This is a genomic window from Conexibacter woesei Iso977N (assembly GCF_000424625.1).
Taxonomy (GTDB): Bacteria; Actinomycetota; Thermoleophilia; order Solirubrobacterales; family Solirubrobacteraceae; genus Baekduia; species Baekduia woesei_A.
In genome coordinates, this window is record NZ_AUKG01000003.1 from 103,053 (window position 1) to 126,131 (window position 23,079).

Genomic DNA, 23,079 nt, shown 5'->3' on the forward strand with positions numbered 1-23,079 from the left:
ATGGGCGTCGCGACGATCACCGGACGAGCGCGCGCCCGCGTGGGCGAGCGCGCCGGCTCCCGGTCCCTCACGGGGCTGGGCGTCGGCATCGTCACGCTGTGGCTGAGCCTGATCGTGCTGCTGCCGCTGGCGGCGCTGACCGCGAAGTCGCTGGACGGCGGCCTCGGCCACTTCTGGGACTCGATCAGCAGCCGTCAGGCCGTCGCGGCGCTCAAGTTCACGGTGATCATCTCGGTGGTCGTCGCGGCCATCAACGCGATCGCCGGCCTGGCGATCGCGTGGACGCTCGTGCGCGACGACTTCCCGGGGCGCAAGTTCGTCAACGCGGTCATCGACCTGCCGTTCGCGATGCCGACGATCGTCGCGGGCATCACGCTGCTGGCGCTCTGGGGCCCGCAGTCGCCGGTCGGCGTCAACCTCGCGTTCACGCAGGTCGCGGTCGCGCTGGCGCTGCTGTTCGTGACGCTGCCGTTCGGCGTGCGCGCGGTGCAGCCGGTGCTGATGGAGCTCGACCAGGAGATGGAGCAGGCCGCGGCGTCGCTGGGCGCGGGGCCGTGGCGGGTCTTCCGCTCGATCATCCTGCCCGCGCTCGGGCCCGCGATCCTGAGCGGTGCCGCGCTGGCCTTCGCCCGCGCGGTCGGCGAGTTCGGCTCGATCGTCCTGATCTCCGGCAACAGGCCGTTCGACACGCAGGTGTCGTCGGTGTTCATCTTCAAGCAGATCGAGAGCGACAACCCGTCCGGCGCCGCGGCGGTGTCGGTCCTGTTGTTGTTGGTGTCGCTCGTCATGCTGATCGCCCTGCGCGCGATCGAGTACTGGGGGAACCGGCATGACCATTAGCGCCCCAGGCCGGATCGGCCTGCGCATCGTCGCGCTCGGCTACCTCGCGCTGCTGCTGCTGGTCCCGATCGGCGTCGTGCTGTACCGGACGTTCGAGCCGGGCCTCGGCGCGGTGATCGACTCGATCACGACGCCCGCGGCGGTCAGCGCGTTCTGGCTGACGGTCGAGATCGCGGCGATCGCGGTCCCGTTGAACACCATCTTCGGGATCGTCGCGGCGCTGCTGCTCGTGCGCTCCAACGTCAGGGGCAAGCGGCTGCTGGAGGCCGTGATCGACCTGCCGTTCGCGATCTCGCCGGTCGTCATCGGCCTCGCGTTGTTCCTGCTCTACGGGCGCGAGGGCTGGTTCGGCCCGACGCTCAGCAACGCCGGGATCCAGATCATCTTCAGCGTGCCGGGCATGGTCCTGGCGACGATCTTCGTCTGCCTGCCGTTCGTCGTGCGCGAGGTCACGCCCGTGCTGCGCGAGATCGGCGACGAGCAGGAGCAGGCGGCCGCGACGCTCGGCGCGTCGCGCACGCAGACGTTCCTGCGTGTGACGCTCCCGGCGATCCGCTGGGGCGTGGCCTACGGCATCGTGCTCTCGACCGCGCGGGCCATCGGCGAGTTCGGCGCGGTCAGCGTCGTCTCGGGCAAGATCGCGGGGGAGACGATCACGCTCCCGCTGCTGGTCGAGAACCGCTACTCGAACTTCGACCTGGCCGGCGCGTACGCGGCGTCGGCCCTTCTCGCCGTCATCGCGCTCGCGACCCTGCTCGTGATGACGGTCCTGCAACGCAAGGGTGATGCACGATGATCGCGGTCTCCGACGTCAACAAGCACTACGGCGACTTCCACGCGCTCCACGATGTCTCGATCGACATCGCGCCCGGCAAGCTGACCGCGCTCCTCGGCCCGTCGGGCTCGGGCAAGTCGACGCTGCTGCGCGTGATCGCGGGGCTCGAGGTCCCGGACTCCGGCCGCGTGATCATCGAGGACCAGGACGTCACCAACGTCCCGCCGCAGCGGCGCGACATCGGCTTCGTGTTCCAGCACTACGCGGCGTTCAAGCACATGACGGTGCGCGACAACGTCGCGTTCGGGCTGAAGGTGCGCAAGCGCCCCAAGAACGAGATCACCGCCAAGGTCGACGAGCTGCTCGGCATCGTCGGGCTGGCCGGCTACCAGGAGCGCTACCCGTCGCAGCTGTCCGGCGGCCAGCGCCAGCGCATGGCGCTGGCCCGCGCGCTGGCGATCGAGCCCAAGGTGTTGTTGTTGGACGAGCCGTTCGGCGCGCTGGACGCCAAGGTCCGCGCCGAGCTGCGCGCGTGGCTGCGCCGGCTGCACGAGGAGGTCGACGTCACGACGGTCCTGGTCACGCACGACCAGGAGGAGGCGATGGAGCTCGCCGACCGCATCGTCGTGCTCAACGACGGCCGCATCCAGCAGGTCGGCGCGCCGCGCGAGGTGTATGACAACCCGGCCAACGAGTTCGTCATGGGCTTCCTCGGCCCGGTGGCGAGGCTCGGCGGCGGCCTCGTCCGGCCCCACGACCTCGTGCTCAAGCCCGACCCCGAGTCCGGCGCGATCGAGGCGCAGGTCACCCGCGTCGTGCACCTCGGCTTCGAGGTCCGCGTCGAGCTGGAGCTGGCCGGCGACGGCGCGGTCGCCGCGCAGCTGACCCGCAGCGAGGCCGAGCAGCTCGAGCTCGCCGAGGGCGACATCGTCTACGTCCGCCCCGACACCCACGCAGAGCTGACGCTGGCCGAGGCCAGCTAGCGGCGGGTCATCCAGGCCTCGGGGTCCTTGACCAGGGCCTCGACACCCTTGGGCAGCTTGTTCGCGGCGAGGTCGGCGAGCGTGACCTGCTCGACGACGCTGCGCAGCGCGGCGCGGACGCCGATCCAGACCTTCTGCAGCGGCTCGGCGGTGCCGGAGTAGTCGACGTCCTCGGGGCGGCCGCCGCGGACGGTCGCCAGCGGGCCCTCGACGGCGCGGATGATGTCGGCGACCGTGATCTCCTCGGCCGGCCGGGCGAGCCAGTAGCCGCCCTCGGCGCCGCGGCGCGACGTCACGAGCCCGGCGTGGCGCATGTCGGCGAGGATGTTCTCCAGGAACTTCAGCGGGATCCCCTGGGCCTGCGCGACCGCGTCGCCCTTCGTCGGTCGCTCGTTGCCGGCGACGGCCAGCTCGATCGCGGCCCGCACGGCGTAGTCGGCTTTCGCGGAGATGCGCACCTCCGCATCGTTCCAGACCGGGCGGTCAGGCGACCCCGACGCTCTTGCGCACCGTGCGCGCCGGCCCGCTGCCGGCCTGCGGCCTGGTCGTGATCGTGACGTCGTAGCGGCCGCGCCTCAGGCCGGTCACCGTGACCGAGCGCGCACCCCTGGCCAGCGACTTCCTGATGGTCTTGGTCGCCCTGCGGGCGCCGTGACGCTTGACGCTGACCGTGACGACCGCCGCGCGCGAGAGCGTGAACCGCAGCACCACGCGGCCGTGCGTCCGGCCGGAGAGCGTGAGCCTGGTCAGCCCGACCGGGACCGTGTCGAGCGTCGCGGTGGCGGCCGGGGCCTGGGGCCTGGTCGCGGGCACGCCGCCGGGCGCGGGGACCGGCGTCGTCACGCCGCCGACCTGCTGACCGCCGTCGCTCGCGGGTGGCGGCGGCTGCTGCTGCGACGGCGCGGGGGCCGGCGTGGCGTCGACCACGACCGCGAACGTCCCGCTCGCCGCGTTGCCCGACGCGTCGGTCGCCGTGCACGTCACGGTCGTCGTGCCGACCGGGAACGCCGACCCGGACGCCGGGTCGCACGCGACCACCGGGCTCGGGTCCTGGTCGTCGGTCGCGGCCGGCAGCGTCCACGTCGCGACCGCGCCGGTCGCGCCCGCCGGCGCCGTCAGCGTCTGGTCGCCGGGCACCGTGAAGACCGGCGACGTCGTGTCGAAGCCACCCGACGCCGCGGCCGCCGCCGCGCCGCCAACGACGGGCAGCGCGACCGTGGTGGTCTTGGCGTTCATCGTGATGTTCGTCGCCGGCCCGGTGCCCCGGATCGACGGGAAGCCCGTGTCGTCGCCGACCAGGATCACGCCGATCTGGTGGCCCGCGGCGAACACGTGGTCCTGCGGGACCAGGATGATCGGGAACTCGGTCTCGACGCCGATGGTGGCCAGCGCCGGGCCCGACAGCGACGTGCGGTTCGACGAGTCCAGGATCCCCTTGGTCACGCGCCACGGCGCGCCCGGGGCGACGGTCGTCCGCGGCTGCGTGACCTCGAGGTAGCAGGCGCTGAAGTCGCCGGTCTGGGCCGTGTCGTCCTGGCCCCAGCAGGTCCTCGTCGTCGTGTTGCTCAACCCCTCGCCGTTGCGCGTGACCTGGGTGCTCGGCGTGGTCCCGCCGTAGTCCACCAACAACGCGCCGAGGTTCGTCTGCGTCTGGTCGAGCGAGGCCTTCAGGTCGACCAGCGGCGTGCCGGAGATCCGGAGGTCGCGCTTGAGCGGCGCCGACAGGAACACGCGCCGCGACGCCTGCGAGCCGCCCGGCGTGTTCATCATCGTCGTCTCGCTCTGGCTGGGCGCGTCGAGCCAGGACAGCGTGTCGAGCGTGCCGCCGGAGGTCAGCGCGACGGTCCCGGCGTCGGTGCTCGCCGCGCCGCTGCGCAGGTGCAGGTCCACGCGCCCGACGCCCGGGTCGGGCCAGTCGCTGAGCGTGCTCCACGACTCGTCGGCGTTCTCGAGGTCGACGCGCGGCTGGTCCATCACGTCGTTGGGGATCCCGTAGAGCCAGTGGTCGAACCACTTGTGCAGCGTGTCGACCCAGGCCGCGCGGCGGACGTCGAACGGGTCCGCGTGGCCCGCGCGCAGCAGCCACAGCTTGCGCGGCACGCCGGCCAGCTTCAGCCCCGCCCACCACGACGCGAGCTGGTCCAGGCGCACGTTGTCGTCCTGCAGCCCGTGGGTGGCGAGGACCGACGCCGTCACGTTCGAGACGTTGGTGAGGTAGTCGCGGGCGTCCCAGAACGCGTTGCGGTCGCCGGTCGCGTCGCCGTCGTCGGCGTCCAGCGTGGCCCACGGCCCGGCGCACGCGGCGCGGTCGGCGGCGTCGGTCACCGCCGACGACAGCGTCCTCGGGTAGTGCGTGTTGAACCGGATCCCGCCCATGCGCGAGTAGCCGTACCAGTCGTCGATCGCCGACTCCGGGACGATCGTCTTCAGTCCGGACACGCCGGTCGCCGCGACGCCCTCGGCCAGCGTGCCGTCGTAGGACTTGCCGATCATCGCCGAGCTGCCGTCGTGCCAGGTCGCGGTGACCGCGCCGCCGGTGCTGTTGGGTCCCGTGAAGCCTGCGACGCGCCCGTTGAGCCAGTCGACGACCGACTTCATGGCGTTGATGTCGGTGGGCCCGCCGTGCATCACGCAGCCGGTCCCGTTCGCCGTGCCCAGCGCCTCGGCGTAGATCACCGCGTACCCGCGCGGGACGAAGTAGTTGTCCAGGAACAGCGGCCACCTGTCGTTGACGCCGTTGGCGTCGGTGTCCCCGATGCACTGGCCTTCGTTGCCGCGGCACAGCGACGCGTAGTACGGGCTCGGGTCGATGATCGCCGGGACCTGCCTCGCCGGCCCGGAGCCGGCCGGGCGCATGATCTCGATCGCCACGTCGTCGGTGACGCCGTTGCCGTCGGTGTCGACGCCCAGCTGCGGGATGTAGACCCGCTCGCGGACCGCCGCGTGGTAGTTGTAGGCCTCGGCGGTCTCGCCGTCCGACCCGAGGGTGTAGGACGTCGCGTTCGCCACGCCCGGCACGAGCAGGGCGAGGCAGAGGGCGGCCAGGACGACGTGCGCGCGACGCATGGCCGCGCACTGTCGCGTCCGCGCCGGACGGCGTCAAGCGCGCCGGAGGATCAGGCGTCGCCGTCGCCCTCCGGCGAATCGCCGTCGTCGGCGGCCGGTTCCTCGGTGGTCTCCGGGTAGCCCTCGGAGCCCTGGTCCTGCCTGCGCGGGTCCTCGGTGTGGTCCGGCTGGTCCTGCGTGGGGTGCTTCTCGTCCTCGTCGTTCATCACGACGAGGGCTACCCGAACCGCGCGGGGGCTAGAGCAGGCCCAGCGCCTTGCCCGCGTGGTCGGCGAGGTTCAGCAGCGGGGAGGGGATGACGCCGAAGACGACGATCGCCGCGCCGGCCAGGACGGCCACGAGCGTGACCTCCCAGTCGTTGCGGTCGGTGACGGGGTCGGCGCCGGCCAGGCGCGGGGCGCCGGCGGCGTCGACGGTCGCGACCTCGGCGGCACTCGCCGGACGCATCCACATCGCGGCGATGACCTTCAGGTAGTAGCCGAGCGAGATGATCGAGCCGATCACGATCACGATGCCCAGCCACGTGTAGCCGCCGTCGGCGGCCGCGTCGATCAGCGTGAACTTGCCGATGAAGCCCGCGGTCGCCGGCATCCCGGCCAGCGACAGCATCGCCAGCGTCAGCGGCCACGCCAGGAGCGGCTTGGACCAGCCGAGGCCGGCGATCGAGCGGATGTCGTCGCCGTAGGGCGTCGCGCGCTCGCGCGCCGCGATCACCGCGAAGGCCGCCATGTTCATGAACAGGTAGATCGACAGGTAGAAGACCGTCGCCTGCACGCCGAGGCGCGTCGCGACGACCACGCCCGCCAGCAGGTAGCCCGCCTGCGCGACCGACGACCACGCCAGCAGGCGCTTCAGCGACGACTGCGACAGCGCGCCGACGTTGCCGACGATGATCGTCACGGTCGCCAGCGTGGCCAGCGCGGGCGCCCAGTCCTGGTGGGCGTCGATCAGCGCGACGTCGAGGATGCGCAGCGCGCCGCCGAACGCGGCGGCCTTGGTCGCGACGGCCATCCACGCGGTGACCGGCGTCGGCGCGCCCTGGTAGACGTCCGGCGTCCACTGGTGGAACGGCGCGACCGACGCCTTGAAGGCGAGGCCGACGATCGTCAGGCCGATGCCGGTCAGCAGCAGCGCGTCCTTGGCGACGTCGCCGTTGATCGCGCCCGCGATGTCGCGGAAGTCCGTGTGGCCGGTGCCGCCGTAGATGAAGGCCAACCCGTACAGGAACGTCGCCGAGCCGACCGAGCCGATGATGAGGTACTTCAGGCCGGACTCCAGCGAGCGCTCGCGCCGCATCTCGGTCGCGCAGAGCACGTAGAGCGGGACGCTCAGCAGCTCCAGGCCGAGGAAGACCGTGACGAGGTTCTGGCCGGCGGCCAGGATGACCATGCCCGCGGCGCTCGTCAGCATCAGCGCGAAGTACTCGCCGTGCGCGGCCTCGCGGGGCGCCAGCGCGCGCCACGACAGCAGCGTCGCGCCGATGCCGGTGATCGCGACGATGAACAGGATCATCAGCGTCAGGTCGTCGGAGCGCAGCGCGCCCTGGGAGCCCTTGGCGACGAACAGGTCCTTGGCGTCGTCCCACTGCCAGACGCCGAGCCCGATCGCGGCGCCGAAGGCGACGATCGTCAGGAACGGGACGATCTGCTCGCGCACGAAGCGCCCGCGCAGCAGGCCGGCGAGCAGCACGACGATCGACCCGCCCAGCAGGGCGATGAGCGGGGAGACCCCGGCCCAGTCGATGGATGGCTTGGAGACGACTGCGAGCAACATGAAGGCCTTACCGGATCACGGTGATGTCGTGGGCACGGGCGTCGCTGACCGTGTCTTCGTTGTGCTGGATCAACGCGGCCGGTGCGACGGCCTTGGCGATCGAGGGCTCGGCCTTGTGCAGGGCGAGCTGCGGGTACAGCGCGAAGAACAGGATCACCGCGACGAGCGGCACGAGGACGAGGCCCTCGCGGAAGCTGATCTCGTGGCTCTCGACCTCCGGCCCGACGCGGTTGTGCATCGTCCGGATGAAGAGGCGCAGCGAGTAGACGGCGGCCATCCCGACGCCGACGAACGCGATCGACGCGATCACCAGCTTGGAGTGGAAGACGCCGAGCAGGATCATGAACTCGCCGACGAAGTTCGACGAGCCGGGCATCGCCAGGTTGGCGAGCGCGACGATCAGGAAGAGCGTGGCCAGGACCGGCGCGCGGAACGCGATGCCACCCATGTCCCGGATGTCCTCGGAGCCGTGCGTGCGCTCGGCGAGGTAGGCGACGACCACGAACGCCGGCGCGACGACCAGCCCGTGGTTGATCGACTGCAGGATCGCGCCCTGCGCGCCGTCGCCGCTCAGCGAGAAGATCCCGAGCGTGATGAAGCCCAGCTGGGCGACCGACGAGTACCCGAGCACGAGCCGCGACTCGGTCGTCGTGAACGCCATCGCCGACCCGTAGAGGATCGAGCCGAGCGCGAGCACCAGCATCAGGTCCTGGAAGTGCGCGGAGGCGTCCGGGAAGGTCGGCAGCACGACGCGCAGGAAGCCGTAGGCGGCGACCTTGCTCAGCACGGCCGAGAAGACGGCCAGCACCGGCAGCGGCATGTTGCGGTAGCCGTCGGGCATCCAGCCGTGGACCGGGAACGCCGGCATCTTGACCCAGAACGCGGCCGCGAAGCAGAGGAAGATCCACTCCTGCGAGCTCTTCGGCAGGATCGCGATCTGCGCCTGCAGGTCGCTGAAGGCGAACGAGATGTCGTGGCCCGTCTGCTGCGAGACCAGGACGCCCGTGGCGATCGCCGCGGCCAGCATCAGCAGCGAGCCGACCAAGGTGTAGATGAACAGCTTGGTGATCGCCGCGACCCGCGTGCCCTCCGGGCCCCAGACGCCGGCCAGGAACAGGAACGGCAGCAGCATCAGGTCGAAGAACAGGACGAACAGCGCCAGGTCCTGCGCCATCAGCGCGCCGAGCACAGCGCTCTCTGCGACGCCCATGAAGAAGAAGAACTGCGGGGCGTGGTCCCATTCCTGCGTCGCGGCCCAGACGATGCACGCCAGGAAGATGAACGCGGCCAGCGCGATCAGGAACAGGTTGAGCCCGTCGACGCCCAACTTGTAGTGGATGCCCAGCGGCTTGATCCACATCTGGTCGGTGACGTCCTGCAGGCCGACGCCGCGGTGGAAGTCGGCGATCGCCCAGATCGTCCAGGCGAACGTGCCCAGCGCGCCGATGATCGTCACGACGCGCGAGATCGCGCCGGGCAGCAGCAGCCCGAGGAACGCCGCGGCGGCGGGCAGCCAGAGGGGGATGGAGAGAGGAAGGCTCACGAGGACTGGATCAGGAAGTACAGGAGCACGGCGGCGGCACCGACCAGCAGCAGCGCCGCGTAGGCGCGCAGGAAGCCGGACTGCAGCGCGCGGACGGCGGCGGAGCCCGCCCGGACGATGCCGGAGGACCCGCCGACGAGCGTGCCGTTGACGAAGATGCGCTCGAAGGTCTGCTGGCCGAAGCGGCCGAACCAGGCGAACGGGCGGACGACGACGATGTCGATCAGCTCGTCGAAGTACCACTTGTTGATGAAGAGCTTGTGCAGCGCCGGGACCCGCTCGCGCAGGCGCACGGCGATCTCGCCGTTGGCCTTGCCCCAGATGGTGTAGGCGATGAAGATGCCGCCGAGGCCGAGGACCGCGCCGAGGACGAGCCCGAACCAGAGCTTGCCGTCGCTGGCCTGGACGTGGATCGTGGAGTCGGCGAACGTCGGCTCCAGGAAGGTGTCCAGCCAGTTGGTCACGTGCGGGATCTCGACGACGCCGCCGATGGTCGCGAGCACCGCGAGCGTGCCCATCGCGGCCCTCATGCCGAAGGCGGTCTCGGCGATGTGGTGCTCGGGGCCCGGGAACCCGACGTCGGTGTCCTCGACCTCGCCGTTGGCGGGGTTGGTCGCCTGCGCGGGGTGGAAGAGGTGCCCGTGCTCGAGCTCCTTGGCCTCCTCGCACGGCTCGCCGAAGAACGCCCGGAAGATCATCCGCCAGGTGTAGATGGCGGTCATGAACGCGGTGATGTAGCCGACCACGTAGAGGACCCAGTGCCAGCCGCCGGCCTCGGCCTGGAACAGCAGGATGTCGTCCTTGGAGAAGAACCCGGAGAACGGCGGGATGCCGGCAAGCGCGAGGCCGCCGATGACGAAGCAGCCGAACGTGTACGGCATCGCCCTGCGGAAGCCGCGCATGTCGTCGAGGTTCTGGTTGGACCCCATCGCGCTGATCAGCGAGCCGGCCGACATGAACAGCAGCGCCTTGAAGAAGGCGTGCGTCATGAGGTGGAACATGCCCGCGACGTAGGCGCCGGAGCTGACGCCCATGATCATGTAGCCGATCTGGGACATCGTCGAGTAGGCGATGACGCGCTTGAGGTCGGTGACGACCATGCCGATCGTCGCGGCGACGAAGAGCGTGACGCAGCCGATGATCATGCCGACGTCGGCGGCCGCGGCCGACTGCTCGATCAGCGGGTGCATGCGGGCGATCAGGTAGACGCCCGCGGTGACCATCGTCGCGGCGTGGATCAGGGCGCTGACGGGCGTCGGGCCCTCCATCGCGTCCGGCAACCACGTGTGGAACGGGATCTGCGCCGACTTGGCGAACGCGCCGATCAGCAGCAGGATCAGGCCCGCGGTGAGGTCGCCGTGGTGCAGCTTGCCGATCGCCTCGGCCTTGTGGAACGTCGACATGAAGTCGAGCGTCCCGGAGGACTTCAGGATGAAGAACGCGCCCAGCGTCAGGCCGATGTCGCCGACGTGGTTTATGACGAACGCCTTGATGCCCGCGCTGGTCGCCGTCGTGCGGCGGTACCAGTAGGAGATCAGCAGGTAGGACGCCGCGCCGACGAAGGCCCAGCCGACGATCAGGAGCAGGAAGTTGCCGGCCAGGACCAGCAGCAGCATGCTGAAGACGAAGTAGTTGAGGTACGCGAAGAAGCGCGTGTACCCGCGGTCGCCCGACATGTAGGCGTACGAGTAGAGGTGGATCAGCGTCGAGACGCCGGTGACCACCAGCATCATCATGATGCTCAGCGGGTCGACGAGGATCGACAGCTTGGCGTCGATCGAGCCGACGACCGCGTAGTCGTACAGCGAGGAGACGATCTGCCGGTGCTCCTCGCCGCGACCCTGCAGCGAGAAGAACGCGATGACCGCGAAGACGAACGCGAGGGCGAGCGCGAACGTCCCGATGACGCCGGACGTCTTGCCCTTCCAGACCTTGAACCCAAGGCCGTTGATGACGGCACCTGCGAGCGGACTCGCAAGCGCCAGCCAGGCGGCGGTGGTGGGACTCATCTACCCGTGCAGCTCCCGCATCTCGTCGACGTCGATCGGCAGGCGGCGGCGGAACATCGCCACCACCAGGCCCAGGCCGATGCAGACCTCGCACGCGGCGACCACCATCACGATGATCGCGAAGATCTGGCCGTCGCCGTTGCCCCACATGCGGGAGAACGCGATCAGGCTCAGGTTCGCGGCGTTGAGCATCAGCTCCAGGCAAAGGAGGATCACCAGCGGGCTGCGGCGCGTGAGCACGCCGGCCGCGCCGATGCAGAAGACCAGGGCGGAGACGGTGAGGTACCAGCCGATGTTCATTACCAGCCGCCTTCCTCGATCGCGGGGCGATCGTCGTCGGGGTCGACGCCGCGGGCGGCGGCGACGGACGCCGACTCGATCCGCGCGGTCGGGTTGATCGTGCCGACGCCCTCCGCGATCGAGCCCATGCCCTGCGGCAGGCGCGTGGCGATCGGGTGGACGAACTCCTCGTCGGAGCCCTCCAGCCCGCCGCGGCGGCGCGCCAGCACGACGGCGCCGACGGCGGCCATCAGCAGCAGGAACGAGGCGGCCTCGAACGGGAACAGGAAGCGCGTCAGCAGCAGCTCGCCGATCGCGCCCGGCGTGCCGAAGCCCGGGGCGTAGTCGGCGCCCTTGCCGTCGATGCCCTTCAGGCCCGAGCCGAGCACGGCGATGAACAGCTCGACTGCGAGCAGCCCGGCGAAGACGATCGACGCGGCCTTCAGGCCGGGACCGCCGGCGGGCCGGACGGGCTCCTCTTGGGTGCCGACGTAGGCGACCACGAAGACGTAGAGCACCATGACGGCGCCCGCGTAGACGACGACCTGCGCCGCGGCGATGAACTCCGCGCGCAGCAGCAGGAAGAGCGCGGCCAGCGACAGCAGGTGGCAGACCAGCGACAGGACGGCGTAGAACGGGTTCGGCAGCGTCGCGACGCCGATCGCGCCGACGATCGCCCCGATCCCTGCGATGAAGAAGAAGACAGCGGACATGGTGGTGACCTTGGACCTGGACCGCCCAGCGGCCGAGGCTACTCGCCTTCCTTGCGCAGCGGCGTGCGCTCGAAGGGCTCCGCGAGCAACATCTCCTTGGTGAAGATGAGGTCGTGGCGGGCGTAGTCGGACATCTCGAAGTCGTTGCCCATCGTGATCGCGTCGAACGGGCAGGCGACCTCGCAGTAGCCGCAGAAGATGCAGCGGCTGAGGTTGATCTCGTAGACCGCGGCGTAACGCTCACCGGCGGACACGCGGTTGTCCGGCGTGTTCTCGGCGGCGACGACGCGGATGCAGTCCGACGGGCAGGCGGCGGCGCACAGCGAGCAGCCGACGCACTTCTCCAGCCCCGTGTCCTCGAACTTGTGGAGGCGATGCCGCCCGCGGAAGCGCGGGTAGACCGGGATCTTCTCCTCGGGGTAGGAGACGACGGACACCGGCGCGACGGACTGGCGCAGCGTGGTCTTCAGACCACGCAGCGTCTCGCCGAAGGCGCGGTAGAAGGAGCCGGGACCGCCGAGGCGCTTGGGCGCGTCGACGACGATCAGCTCGTCCGCTGAAGGGGGCCAGGGGGCCATCTAGTCGGTCACCACCAGGACGATCGCGGTCACGAGGGCATTGAGCGTCGCCAGCGGAAGGAGGACCTTCCAGCCCAGCGACATCAGCTGGTCGTAGCGCAGACGCGGGAACGTCGCGCGGGCCCAGACGAAGAAGAAGATGAAGAACATGGTCTTGCCGATCACGACGATCGGCTGGACCCAGCCGGGCGGGTGGATCCCGAACGGGAGCCACCAGCCGCCGAGGAAGACCGTGACCATGATGAACGAGGCCACGATCATGTTGAGGTACTCGGCGAAGTAGTAGGTGGCGAACTTGCCGCCGCCGTACTCCGTGTTGTACCCGCCGACCAGCTCGCCATCGGCCTCGACGAGGTCGAACGGCGGGCGGTTCGTCTCGGCGAACGAGGCGATCAGGAAGATGATGAAGCCGACGAACTGCGGCACGATGTACCACATGCCGGCCTGGCCCTTGACGATGTCGACCAGTGACAGGCTCTGCGCCGTCATGACGACGCCGACGAGCGCCAGGCCCTGGGCGACCTCGTAGGAGATCAGCTGCGCCGCGGCGCGCATGGCGCCCAGGAACGAGTACTTGGAGCCGGACGACCAGCCGCCGAGCATGATCCCGTAGAACGCGACCGCGCCGAAGGCGAACAGGTAGAGCGGGCCGATCGAGGCATCGACGCCGTAGAGCCCGGTCTTGGTGCCGAAGATGTCCTGGACGTCGCCGAACGGGACGATCGCCAGCGCGGCGACGGCCGCGACGATCGAGATCAGCGGCGCGATCGCGAACATCCAGCCGATCGACGAGTTCGGGCGGAACTGCTGCTTGAACAGCAGCTTGCCGATGTCGGCGATCGGGGTCAGCGCGCCGAACGGGCCGACGCGGTTGGGCCCGTAGCGGTTCTGCATGCGGCCCATGACCTTGCGGTCGGCCATCAGCGCGATCGGGACGATCTGCAGGCCGACGGCGAAGATGACGATCGCCTTGGCGATCTGCATCCACCACGGCTCGTAGTAATAGATGTTGGCGATCACGTTCGTGGGCTCAGCTCAAAAGGGACTACGAGTGGGAGGGCACGGGAGCGCCCTTGCGGATCTCGACGAGCGGGCCGTCGACGCCGTTGCCCTCCAGGAACACGCTGCCGGCGGGGACCGCGGCGCGCAGGGAGACGGTCGCGTCCACGTGGCCGGGACCGTCACCACCGACGACGACCTTCTCGCCGTCGAAGAGGCCGAGCTTCTTGGCGTCGGCCGGCGACAGCTCGACCCGCGAGCGCGCCTTCAAGAACTGCAGAGCGGGGGAGTTCGCGACCTCCGGGCCCGCCCACACGGAGCGGTAGGTCCCGAGGCGCAGGCGGCCGCCGATCTCGTCCGGCCCGGCGTCCGGTGCGGCGATCGACCCGGCCGCGGCGGGCGCGGTCTCCGGAGCCGGCCACGCGGCGGCGTTCTCGGCCGACGCGACCCAGCGCAGGCCCTTGCCGCCGATCAGGTCGAGCGTGAGGCCGCTGTAGAACGGCACCGCGGTGAAGAGGATCTGGCTGGCCTGCGAGCCGGTCAGGACGCTGAGGTCCTGCTGGCCCAGGCGCTTGGCGAGCTCGGTGATGACCCACCAGCCCGGGCGCGTCTCGCCCTGGCGGCTGATCGCCTGGCGCAGGCGCTGGACGCGGCCGTCCGGGTGGACGATCGTGCCCTCGTGCTCGGCGTGCGACTCGGCCGGGAAGACGACCGTCGCGTGCTCGCGCACGCCCGCGGTCAGGTAGCCGGCGTGGGCGATGATCGTCGACGCGCGCTCCAGCCCCTCGTCCCAGAGGGCGCGGTGCGGGTGCGTCTCGAGCGGGTCGGTGCCGACCAGCCACAGCGCGGCGAGCTCGCCGTCGGCGGCGGCCTGGGCGATGGCAGCGGTGTCGCGGCCGGCGGCGGCGGGCGCCAGGCCCGGACCCGCGAACGGCAGGACGCCGGCCTCGCGCAGCCCGCGGGCGTTGGCCGAAGACGGGATGCCGAGCAGGCCCGCGCCGTCGCGGCCGCGGAGGCCGAGCGCGTCGGCGAGGGCGACCAGCGCCTGGGCGCCGGCCGGATCGGCCAGCACGCGCTCGCCGTAGAGGACCACGACGTCGTCGCCGCCGTCCTTGAGCAGGGTCACCAGGTCGGCGAGCTGCTCCGGCACGTCGGTGCCGCCCGCGATCGCGTTGGCGAGCAGCGCGGCGGCGCGCGCCTCGTCGCCAGGGGCGAAGCGGACGACCTGCTTGGCGTTGCTGTCCAGCGAGGACGGGCGCGAGGTCGCGACGGCGAGCGCGACGCGGTTGCGGCGCACGCCCTTGCGGATCCGCAGGTCCACGATCGGCATGTCGTCGACCGGCTCGGCGCCGAGGACGAGGACCGTGTTGGCGAACTCGAGGTCCGGGACCGTCGCCTGCAGCGCCGGGTCGTTGAGCGCGAGCAGCTCGTCGCGGCCGAGCGCGTCGAACGTGCGCGAGTCGATGTCGTTGGTCCCGAGGGCGCGCGCGACGTGCTGGAGGAGGAAGCCCTCCTCGTTGGTCGTGCCGCCGCCCGCCAGGACGCCGACGCGGCCGGCCGCGCGCCTGAGGCCGCCGGCGGCCTCGTCGAGGGCGCGCTCCCACGAGACGGGGCGCAGCTCGCCGCCGTCGCGGACCATCGGCTGGGTGATGCGCTCGTCGACGTGGATCGCCTGGTAGGCGAAGCGGCCGCGGTCGCAGAGCCAGCCGTCGTCGACCTCGTCGTGGTCGCGGGCCATGACGCGCAGGACGCGCTCGTCGCGGACGGTGAAGGTCAGGTTGCACTGGCCCGGGCACAGCGTGCAGACGCCGCCGGCGCCCTCGATGTCCCACGGGCGCGCGCGGAAGCGGTAGGGCTGCGAGGTCAGCGCGCCCACCGGGCACAGCTCGGTGATGTTGCCGGAGAACGGCGCGACGTACGGGTGGCCGTCGAAGGTCCCGACGAACGTGTGCGCGCCGCGCTCCTGGAAGACCAGCTGGTAGTCCTCGGAGATCTCCTGCGAGAAGCGCACGCAGCGGTAGCAGAGGATGCAGCGCTCGCGGTCGATCGCGATCAGCGGCGACAGCTCCAGCGGCTTCTCGAAGTGGCGCTTGGGCTCGATGAAGCGCGACTTGCCGTTGCCCCAGCCGAAGGAGATGTCCTGCAGCGGGCACTCGCCGCCCTTGTCGCAGACCGGGCAGTCGAGCGGGTGGTTGATCAGCAGGAACTCGACGACCGCCTGCTGGGCGGTCTTCACGCGGTCGGTCTGCGTGTGGACGACCATGCCGTCCTTGACCGGCGTGGAGCACGCGGTCTGCAGCTTCGGGATGCCCTCGATCTCGACGAGGCACATGCGGCAGGCGCCGACCGGCGCGCCGAGCTTGGGCTCGTAGCAGAAGACGGGGATCTCGACGTCGCCGTACTTGGCGCCGTCGACCAACATGATGTTCTCGGGCGCGGTGACCTCGCGGCCATCGATCGAGAACGTGACCTGCTTGACCTCAGGGCGGGGCATGACTTACGCGAAGGCTCCTTCGATGAGCGCGAGCTCGGGGGCGTCCGCCGGGTCGTCGGCGATCCCGAGCTTGGCGCGCGCCGCCTCGATGTGGGCCTCGAACTCGCCGCGGAACTTGGCGACCATCGAGCCGACCGGCATCGCCATCGCGTCGCCGAGGACGCAGAGGCAGTTGCCGATGATCTGCTCCTGGACCGAGGCCATGATGTCGAGGTCCATCGGGGTCGCGAGGCCGGACTGGATGCGCTCGAGCATCTTGACGGTCCAGTTGGTGCCCTCGCGACAGGGCGTGCACTTGCCGCAGGACTCGTGCCGGTAGAACTCGGCGAGCCACAGGCAGACGTCGACGACCGAGTTGGAGTCGTCGACCACGATGATCGCGCCCGAGCCCAGCATGGACCCGGCCTTGGCCAGCGTGTTGAAGTCGTAGGCGAGGTCGAGGTCGTCGGCCGTCAGGACCGGGGACGACGAGCCGCCCGGGAACCAGAACTTGACCTCGCGCCCGTCGTCGGGACCGCCGGCCAGGCCGTAGATGATGTCGCGCGAGGACATGCCCAGCTCGATCTCGTAGTTGCCCGGGCGCTTGACGTTGCCCGAGATCGAGATCAGCTTCGTGCCGGTCGAGCCCTCGGCGCCGATCTTGGCGTACTCGGCGCCGCCCATCTCGACGATCAGCGGCACGGTCGCCAGCGTCTCGACGTTGTTGATGAGCGTCGGGCCCTGGTACAGGCCCTGGTTGGCGGGGAACGGCGGCTTCAGGCGCGGGTTGCCGCGCTTGCCCTCGAGGCTGTCGAGGAGGCCGGTCTCCTCGCCGCAGATGTAGGCGCCCGCGCCGCGGTGCACGGCGAGGGAGAGCGTGTGGCCGGTGCCGAGGATGTTCTCGCCCAGGAAGCCGGCCTCGTAGGCCTCGACCAGCGCGGCGTCGAGGATGTCGGCCTGCTGGACGTACTCGCCGCGGATGAAGATGAACGCGCGGTTCGCGCCCGCCGCGTGGGCGGCGATGATCATGCCCTCGATCAGCAGGTGCGGGATCTTCTGCATGAGCTCGCGGTCCTTGAAGGTCCCGGGCTCGGACTCGTCCGCGTTGCAGACGAGGTACTTGTCCATCGTGCCCTTGGGCATGAAGGACGCCTTCATGCCCATCGAGAAGCCGGCGCCGCCACGGCCGCGCAGGCCGGACGCCTTGAGCTCCTCGACCAGCGCCTCCGGCGGCAGCTGGAGCGCCTTGCGCAGGCGGTCGCCGTAGCCACCGCGGCGCTTGTAGACCTCGAGCGTGTGCAGACCAGGCTCGTCGATGTCCTGGAAGATCAGCGGCTGCTGCGTGCTCATGCAGGCTCCTCGGGCGGATCCGGGGTCCCCATCGGGGGCCCGAAGGAAGAAGGCTCGGCCGGCAGCGGCGAGTTGCCGGGCGCCGGGCGGTCGATCTCGGACTCGACCTCGGCGAAGTCGGTGCCCGGCGCGTCCCACTCACGCGAGTTGGCGTGCGGGTCGGCCGACGGGCGCTTGATCAGCTGCTTGGCCGGAAGTGGGTCCTCGCCGTCGCGCACCTGGCGCGCCAGCTCGGCGACGTCGTCGCTCTCGACCGGGCCGAGGAAGACGCCGTCGACCGAGACCATCGGGGCGATGTCGCAGGCGCCGAGGCACTCGAAGCCGCGCACCTGCACGTCGGGGTCGTCGCCGACCGCCTCGGTCAGCTCGCCCAGCAGCTTGCGGCCGCCGCGCAGCGAGCACGAGATGTTGGTGCACACGTAGACGCGCTTGTGGCCCACGGGCTGCGTGTCCAACATGTCGTAGAACGACGCGACCGCCACCAGGTAGGCGGGGGTCAGGCGCATCACGCACGCGACCTGGCGGAAGGCCTCGGGCGAGCACCAGCCGTGCAGCTCCTGCGCGGCCGCCAGCGCCGGGATCGCGGCGGAGCGCCGGTCCGGGTACTTGGCGATGTGGCGCTCGATCTCCTCGCGCAGCTCCGTGGGAACCGGCGTGGTCGCCGGATCCGGGATCTCCTGCGGGTCCTTGGAGAGGTCGACGGCGTCGTCCCAGCCGGGGACGCGGGAGCCGTGCGAGTAGCGCTTGACGTCGGGCATCGACATGAAGTGGTTGCTCCTCCGTGCCTTACCGGTCCACGCCGCCGAGCACCGGGTCCATCATCGCCAGCGTGGCGATGAGGTCGGCGATGTAGGCGTCCTTGACCATCGGGAGCGTCGCCTGCAGGTTCACGAACGAGGGGTCGCGCATGTGCACGCGCGCGGGCTTGCTCGATCCGTCGGAGCGGATGAACACGCCGTACTCGCCGCGCGGGCCCTCGATCGGGTAGTAGACCTCGCCCGGCGGGACGCGGAAGCCCTCGGTCACCAGCTTGAAGTGGTAGATCAGCGCCTCCATCGACGTCGCCAGCTCGTGGCGCGGCGGGAGCGCGACCCTGCGGTCGTCGGTGATGTACGGGCCCTCGGGCAGGCCTTCCAGCGCCTGCTCCATGATCCGGATCGACTGCCGCATCTCCTCCATCCGGACGGCGAAGCGGTCGTAGTTGTCGCCGTTCTCGCCGACCGCGATCTTGAAGTCGAAGTCCTCGTAGGAGGAGTAGGGCATGGCCTTGCGCAGGTCCCACGGGTCGCCGGCCGCGCGCAGCAGCGGGCCGGTCACGCCGAGGCCCTGGAGCGTCTCGACGTCGAGGGGGCAGGTGCCGCGCAGGCGCCGCAACGCGATCTCGTTGCGGTTGAGCAAGTCCATGTACTGGTCGATCTTGCTCGGCATGTCCTTCAGGAACTTGGCGAGCTTCTCGGCCCAGCCGGCCGGGATGTCCTCCATGACGCCGCCGACCTGGAAGTAGCGCGTGTGCATGCGCTGGCCGGAGCTGTACTCGAAGAGGTCCAGGATCGTCTCGCGCTCGCGGAAGCAGTACCACCAGACGGTGACCGCGCCGAGGTCGAGCATCGAGGTGCCGAGCCAGACCAGGTGCGACATGATCCGGTTGAGCTCCATGTGGATCACGCGCAGGTACTGGGCGCGCTTGGGGACCTCGACGTCGAGCAGCGTCTCGGTCGCCCCGCAGAAGGCCATCGCGTTGAAGTAGTACGCGAGGTAGTCCATCCGCTCGATGATCGGGATGCCCTTCCAGTACGACTTGTCCTCGGCGGTCTTCTCGATGCCGGTGTGGACGTAGCCGATGATGGGCTTCAGATCGCGGACCACTTCCGCTTCCAACGTGACGAGCAGGCGCAGCACCCCGTGCGTGGCGGGGTGGTGCGGACCCATGTTGAGGGTCAGCAGCTCCTGGTCGGGCGCGGGCGCCCCCAGCGTCTGGGCGCGCTGGAAGACGTCGACGCGCTCTTCCTGAGCGCGGTAGTCGCTGCCGGTGACGTCCGTGGAGCTCATGCCTCACCGTCGATTCCGAAGGTGTAGTCCTTGCCGGCCGTCTCGGCGGCCGTGAAGAGGACGGGCTCGCCGCCGAGCGGGAAGTCGCGGCGCTGCGGGTGGCCCTCGTAGTCCTCGGGCATCAGGATGCGACGCAGGTCCGGGTGGCCGTCGAAGACGACGCCGAACATGTCGTAGACCTCGCGCTCCTGGTGGTTGGCGGTCGGCCACGCGTCGGTGACCGACGGCACGTTGGGCGTGTCGAGCGGCACGCGCAGCTTGACCGAGACGCGGTCGAGCGCGTCGCGGTCAAGCAGCTCGTAGTGCACGCCGAGGCGCGGCTCCTCGGGGTAGTAGTCGACCCCGTGGACGCTCATCAGGTGCTGGAAGCCCTTGCCGCGCAAGGTCTCCAGGACCTCGCCGATGTGGGTGGGCGCGACGTTGATCGCGCCCTTGGCCCGGAAGTGCTCGGTGCCGAGCACGGCGTCGTCGCCGTGCGCGTCGCGCAGCGCCTGGGCCAGCAGCTCGGTGCCGGGGGCGTCAGGCATTCTGCGACGCGCCCTCGTCGCCGGGGACGTTGACGGCGGACTCGGCCTTGATCAGCGCCTCGCCCTCGTCGGGCAGGACCTCGACGGTGCCGTCGGCGCCGTAGCGGTCGCGCCAGCCCATGGCCGGGTCGCTGTGGACCATCGAGCGCAGCTTCAGGATCCCGTGCATCAGCGCCTCCGGGCGCGGCGGGCAGCCCGGGACGTGGACGTCGACCGGCAGGAACTTGTCGGCCGGGACGATCGCGTAGTTGTTGAAGACGCCCATCGACGACGAGCAGGCGCCCATCGCGATCGCGTACTTCGGGTCGAGCATCTGGTCGTAGATGCGCCGGACGATCGGCGCCATCTTGATCGACACGCGGCCGGACAGGATCAGCAGGTCGGCCTGGCGCGGCGAGGCGCGGAACGCCTCGAAGCCGAAGCGCGCGATGTCGAGGCGCGCGCCGACCACGGACATCATCTCGATGGCGCAGCAGGCGAGCCCGAAGGTCGCGGGGAACAGCGAGTTGCCGCGCGCCCAGTTGGCGGCGCGGTCCAAGGTGGTGGTGATGACCCGTTCCTGCACGTACTGCTCGAGGTCGTCGCCCTCGATGTCGCCGCGCAGCATGTCGCGGGCCTGCAACTGGCGGATGCGGAAGTCGTCCGCAGCACCCGCCTTCTCACGCTTGATGATCTCCATGGCCAGTTCCTGTTCTAGCGCTTGTCTAGCGCCACTCGAGCGCGCCGCGTCGCCACACGTAGATGAAGGCCACGACCAGCAACACGATGAACACGACCGTCTCGATCAGCGCGAAGCTCCCGTACGCCCGCAGCTGCACGGCGATCGGGTAGAGGAAGACCACTTCGATGTCGAACAAGATGAACAACATCGCGATCAGGTAGAAGCTGATCCCGAAGCGGAAGCCCTGCTGGACTTCGGAGGGCATGCCCGACTCGTAGGGGTCGCCCTGGTAGGTCGTGGGCGTCTTCGGCTTCGGCCCGAGCAGTGAGCCGGCGGAGATGAAGAGTCCGCCGACGAGACCGCCGAGGATGACGAAGACGATGGCTGGAAGGTAGTCCCGGAGCACTCGGTCTCCCGTTGTATCACCAACTTGTAACTTGCTGCCACAAAGTGGCTACCCGCACTTGGATACCACCGCTGTGACCGACGCTGCCAACGTCCTTGCCCTGATGGTCGCGATCTCAAATGGGATCGCGGGGCTGGTGTCCGCCTTTCTGTGGTGGCGCGTGTCGCCGCAGCCCTGGGCGTGGTGGCTGATCCGCGCCGGTCAGGCCGCCGCGATCGCCGGCGCGCTGGGCACCGGCGTTCTCGCTGCAATGGGGCTGCATCCGGCCGACAGCCTGTACTGGTTGTACGCCTTGCTCCCGGTCGCGGTGTCGTTCGTCGCCGAGCAGCTGCGCCTGGTCTCGGCCCAGATGGTCTTGGACTCGCGTGATCTCGAAGACGCCCAGGCCGTGGGCGCGCTGCCGGAGTCCGAGCAGCGCTCGATCGTGCTCCAGATCGTCCGGCGCGAGATGGGCGTGATGGCCGCCTCGGCGCTGGTCGTCTGCTTCCTGTCGCTGCGCGCGCTGGGAACTGTGTAAGCGTTCTGACGCGCTAAGCGAGCCGGCCGAAGCCGCCGCGGAAGAACAGCAACGGATCGTTCGTCGCACCGGGGCTGTCGTCGGCGCTCAGGTGCGTCACGCGGCCGATCCCGATCGTGTGATCCCCGGCGGGCGTCAGCGACTCCAGGTCGCAGGCGATCCAGGCGAGGGCGTCGTCGAGGACCGGGACGCCGTGGGCGACCGTGTGGGTCGCGGCGTCGAACTTCTCGGTCGCCTCGCGCTTGGAGGCGAAGACGCGGGCGAGGTCCTCCTGGCCGGCGCGCAGGACGTTGACCGCGAAGCGGCCGGCGGACTGCACGATCGGCAGCGTGCGCGACCCGTTGTCGAAGCAGACGATCAGCAGCAGCGGGTCGAGGCTGAGGCTCGTCACGGCGTTCGTGGTCAGACCGGCGGGACCGTCCGGGCCGTGGGCGGTGACGATCGCCACCCCGGTCGCGAAGCTCCCGATGACCTCGCGGTAGCGGGCCGGATCGACTGCGGGCGTCGTCTCCATCGGGGGCTCAGGGTAGTTCAGACGCGGGCGCCGACCAGGTTGCCGCCGTATCGAGAGCGATCGCGTGAACGTCGTTATGAAGCGATCGAATCGAGGTCGGCGCCCGCGTCGGTCCGGAGTTCGCGACGGACGTCACGATCCCTTCGCCGACGTGACCTTCAGCTCGCCGTACTGGCCGAGGTCGTCGTGGTTGCCGATCGTGTCGGTGAGCCGGTACTTCCCGGGCTTCAGCGTGATCGGCTCCTGCTCGGTGCCGGTCTGGCCGGGGTGCAGGGTCGGGGTCCGGCCGTAGAGCTTGGGCTCCTCGCCGTCCTCCTTCTCCCACGCCTCGACGGCGAGGTTGTGGGTCAGGCGACCCTTGTTGGTGGCGACGATCCGGACGCGTCCCGCAGGCACCGTGAGGTTCTGCGGGATCACGCGGTACTCGTCGAGCGTGATGTGGAGCGTGCCGCCGTTCGCGTGGGTGTAGGAAGGTCCGCTCCCGCACCCCACGACCGTCAGCGCGCCCAGGAGGGGTAGGGCGGCAAGCCAGCGCATGAAAGGGTCCCGTATGATGCCCGGCCGCATGCCTCGCCGTCCCCTGATCGCCCTCGCCGCCGTCACCGTCGCCGCTGCTGCGGCCGTCGGCTGCGGCCAGGAGAGCAACGACATCAAGCAGCCCACGGCCTCAACGCCGCACTTCAAGGGCATCGAGGACCAGTACGCGCCGGGCGCGCAGCTCTTCGTCGAGCGCTGCTCGGCCTGCCACAACCTCGGCATCGTCGGTGCCGAGGGCGGCGCGCTGGTCGTCAAGAACCGTGAGCGCGTCGACGGGCCGAACTTCAACGTGCGCAAGGAGGACAAGGACTCCGTCCTCTACGCGATCCGCAACGGCGGGTTCTCCGGCGCGATCATGCCGCAGGACATCGTCGTCGGCAGGGACGCCGACGCGGTCGCCGAGTTCCTCGCGAAGTATGCGGGGCATGGCAAGTCCAAGAACGCCCGGAACTAGCCGCTCCGGCATCGCCGCCCGCGCGACCGCGGG

24 protein-coding genes are annotated in these 23,079 nt (G+C 70.2%); 5 read left to right on the forward strand and 19 right to left on the reverse strand.

Going from position 1 to position 23,079, the window contains the following annotated elements; all coding sequences use genetic code 11:
- Genes cysT through H030_RS34270 form a run of 3 tightly spaced genes read left to right on the forward strand, consistent with a single transcriptional unit; the run spans position 1 to position 2,598 of the window.
- Entirely contained in the window at positions 1–840 is an 840-nt protein-coding gene (cysT, locus tag H030_RS0122000; RefSeq protein ID WP_027007716.1) for a sulfate ABC transporter permease subunit CysT, read from the forward strand.
- Entirely contained in the window at positions 830–1,636 is an 807-nt protein-coding gene (cysW, locus tag H030_RS0122005; RefSeq protein ID WP_027007717.1) for a sulfate ABC transporter permease subunit CysW, read from the forward strand. The genes cysT and cysW overlap by 11 nt, the downstream gene beginning before the upstream one ends.
- Entirely contained in the window at positions 1,633–2,598 is a 966-nt protein-coding gene (locus H030_RS34270; protein WP_035129259.1) for a sulfate/molybdate ABC transporter ATP-binding protein, read from the forward strand. The genes cysW and H030_RS34270 overlap by 4 nt, the downstream gene beginning before the upstream one ends.
- On the opposite strand, the gene H030_RS0122015 is transcribed toward H030_RS34270, so the two are convergent.
- The 17 genes from H030_RS0122015 to H030_RS0122095 are packed head-to-tail and all read right to left on the reverse strand — an operon-like array spanning position 2,595 to position 21,024.
- Positions 2,595–3,056 carry an RrF2 family transcriptional regulator gene (locus H030_RS0122015; protein WP_027007718.1) on the reverse strand — a complete coding sequence of 154 codons (462 nt, stop codon included), beginning with the start codon at positions 3,054–3,056 and terminating at the stop codon, positions 2,595–2,597. The two genes, H030_RS34270 and H030_RS0122015, sit on opposite strands and share 4 nt — an antisense overlap.
- Before the next feature lie 25 nt (positions 3,057–3,081).
- Positions 3,082–5,664, reverse strand: a complete 2,583-nt coding sequence (locus tag H030_RS34275) for a CocE/NonD family hydrolase (protein WP_051223458.1) — start codon at positions 5,662–5,664, stop codon at positions 3,082–3,084.
- A gap of 50 nt (positions 5,665–5,714) precedes the next feature.
- Positions 5,715–5,870, reverse strand: coding sequence for a hypothetical protein (locus tag H030_RS39310; protein WP_155892210.1), 156 nt, complete (start codon positions 5,868–5,870; stop codon positions 5,715–5,717).
- A gap of 31 nt (positions 5,871–5,901) precedes the next feature.
- A complete protein-coding gene (locus H030_RS0122030; protein WP_027007719.1) occupies positions 5,902–7,437 on the reverse strand; it encodes an NADH-quinone oxidoreductase subunit N in 1,536 nt (511 codons plus the stop codon).
- Between the two features lie 7 nt (positions 7,438–7,444).
- On the reverse strand, positions 7,445–8,980 hold the full coding sequence (locus tag H030_RS34280) for a complex I subunit 4 family protein (RefSeq protein WP_051223460.1): 1,536 nt from the start codon (positions 8,978–8,980) through the stop codon (positions 7,445–7,447).
- Positions 8,977–10,989, reverse strand: a complete 2,013-nt coding sequence (gene nuoL / locus H030_RS0122040; RefSeq protein WP_027007720.1) for an NADH-quinone oxidoreductase subunit L — start codon at positions 10,987–10,989, stop codon at positions 8,977–8,979. The genes H030_RS34280 and nuoL overlap by 4 nt, the downstream gene beginning before the upstream one ends.
- Positions 10,990–11,289 (reverse strand): NADH-quinone oxidoreductase subunit NuoK, encoded by a 300-nt coding sequence (nuoK, locus tag H030_RS0122045; protein WP_027007721.1) that lies wholly within the window; start codon positions 11,287–11,289, stop codon positions 10,990–10,992. It abuts the gene before it with no gap.
- On the reverse strand, positions 11,289–11,981 hold the full coding sequence (locus H030_RS34285) for an NADH-quinone oxidoreductase subunit J (RefSeq protein ID WP_051223462.1): 693 nt from the start codon (positions 11,979–11,981) through the stop codon (positions 11,289–11,291). The genes nuoK and H030_RS34285 overlap by 1 nt, the downstream gene beginning before the upstream one ends.
- Positions 11,982–12,019: 38 nt before the next feature.
- Positions 12,020–12,559, reverse strand: a complete 540-nt coding sequence (locus H030_RS0122055) for a NuoI/complex I 23 kDa subunit family protein (RefSeq protein ID WP_035129261.1) — start codon at positions 12,557–12,559, stop codon at positions 12,020–12,022.
- Complete coding sequence (nuoH, locus tag H030_RS0122060; RefSeq protein WP_051223464.1) at positions 12,560–13,579, reverse strand: NADH-quinone oxidoreductase subunit NuoH; 1,020 nt, start codon at positions 13,577–13,579, stop codon at positions 12,560–12,562.
- A 25-nt stretch (positions 13,580–13,604) separates the two neighbouring features.
- Complete coding sequence (gene nuoG, locus H030_RS34290) at positions 13,605–16,052, reverse strand: NADH-quinone oxidoreductase subunit NuoG (protein WP_051223466.1); 2,448 nt, start codon at positions 16,050–16,052, stop codon at positions 13,605–13,607.
- Between the two features lie 3 nt (positions 16,053–16,055).
- Complete coding sequence (gene nuoF, locus H030_RS0122070; RefSeq protein WP_035129263.1) at positions 16,056–17,381, reverse strand: NADH-quinone oxidoreductase subunit NuoF; 1,326 nt, start codon at positions 17,379–17,381, stop codon at positions 16,056–16,058.
- Positions 17,378–18,145, reverse strand: coding sequence for an NAD(P)H-dependent oxidoreductase subunit E (locus H030_RS34295; RefSeq protein WP_155892211.1), 768 nt, complete (start codon positions 18,143–18,145; stop codon positions 17,378–17,380). Before H030_RS34295 ends, nuoF begins: the two co-directional genes overlap by 4 nt.
- A 22-nt stretch (positions 18,146–18,167) precedes the next feature.
- On the reverse strand, positions 18,168–19,430 hold the full coding sequence (nuoD, locus tag H030_RS0122080; RefSeq protein WP_027007725.1) for an NADH dehydrogenase (quinone) subunit D: 1,263 nt from the start codon (positions 19,428–19,430) through the stop codon (positions 18,168–18,170).
- Positions 19,427–19,957 carry an NADH-quinone oxidoreductase subunit C gene (locus H030_RS34300; protein WP_051223468.1) on the reverse strand — a complete coding sequence of 177 codons (531 nt, stop codon included), beginning with the start codon at positions 19,955–19,957 and terminating at the stop codon, positions 19,427–19,429. Before H030_RS34300 ends, nuoD begins: the two co-directional genes overlap by 4 nt.
- A complete protein-coding gene (locus H030_RS34305; protein ID WP_027007726.1) occupies positions 19,950–20,636 on the reverse strand; it encodes an NADH-quinone oxidoreductase subunit B in 687 nt (228 codons plus the stop codon). Before H030_RS34305 ends, H030_RS34300 begins: the two co-directional genes overlap by 8 nt.
- Before the next feature lie 25 nt (positions 20,637–20,661).
- On the reverse strand, positions 20,662–21,024 hold the full coding sequence (locus H030_RS0122095; protein ID WP_027007727.1) for an NADH-quinone oxidoreductase subunit A: 363 nt from the start codon (positions 21,022–21,024) through the stop codon (positions 20,662–20,664).
- Positions 21,025–21,097: 73 nt separating this feature from the next.
- On the opposite strand from H030_RS0122095, the gene H030_RS0122100 reads away from it, so the two are divergent.
- The gene (locus tag H030_RS0122100) at positions 21,098–21,541 is read left to right on the forward strand and encodes a hypothetical protein (RefSeq protein WP_155892212.1); all 444 of its coding nucleotides are present in this window, start codon (positions 21,098–21,100) and stop codon (positions 21,539–21,541) included.
- A 13-nt stretch (positions 21,542–21,554) separates the two neighbouring features.
- Here H030_RS0122100 and H030_RS0122105 read toward each other — a convergent pair whose 3' ends face one another.
- Together H030_RS0122105 and H030_RS0122110 are read right to left on the reverse strand one after the other, a co-directional pair.
- Complete coding sequence (locus tag H030_RS0122105; RefSeq protein ID WP_027007729.1) at positions 21,555–22,055, reverse strand: flavin reductase family protein; 501 nt, start codon at positions 22,053–22,055, stop codon at positions 21,555–21,557.
- Positions 22,056–22,187: 132 nt separating this feature from the next.
- Entirely contained in the window at positions 22,188–22,592 is a 405-nt protein-coding gene (locus H030_RS0122110) for a hypothetical protein (protein ID WP_027007730.1), read from the reverse strand.
- Positions 22,593–22,620: 28 nt separating this feature from the next.
- Here H030_RS0122110 and H030_RS0122115 point away from each other — a divergent pair, with 28 nt between their 5' ends.
- Positions 22,621–23,046: a c-type cytochrome gene (locus H030_RS0122115; protein ID WP_035129265.1), complete on the forward strand. Its 426-nt coding sequence runs from the start codon at positions 22,621–22,623 to the stop codon at positions 23,044–23,046.
- Positions 23,047–23,079: the final 33 nt, after the last annotated feature.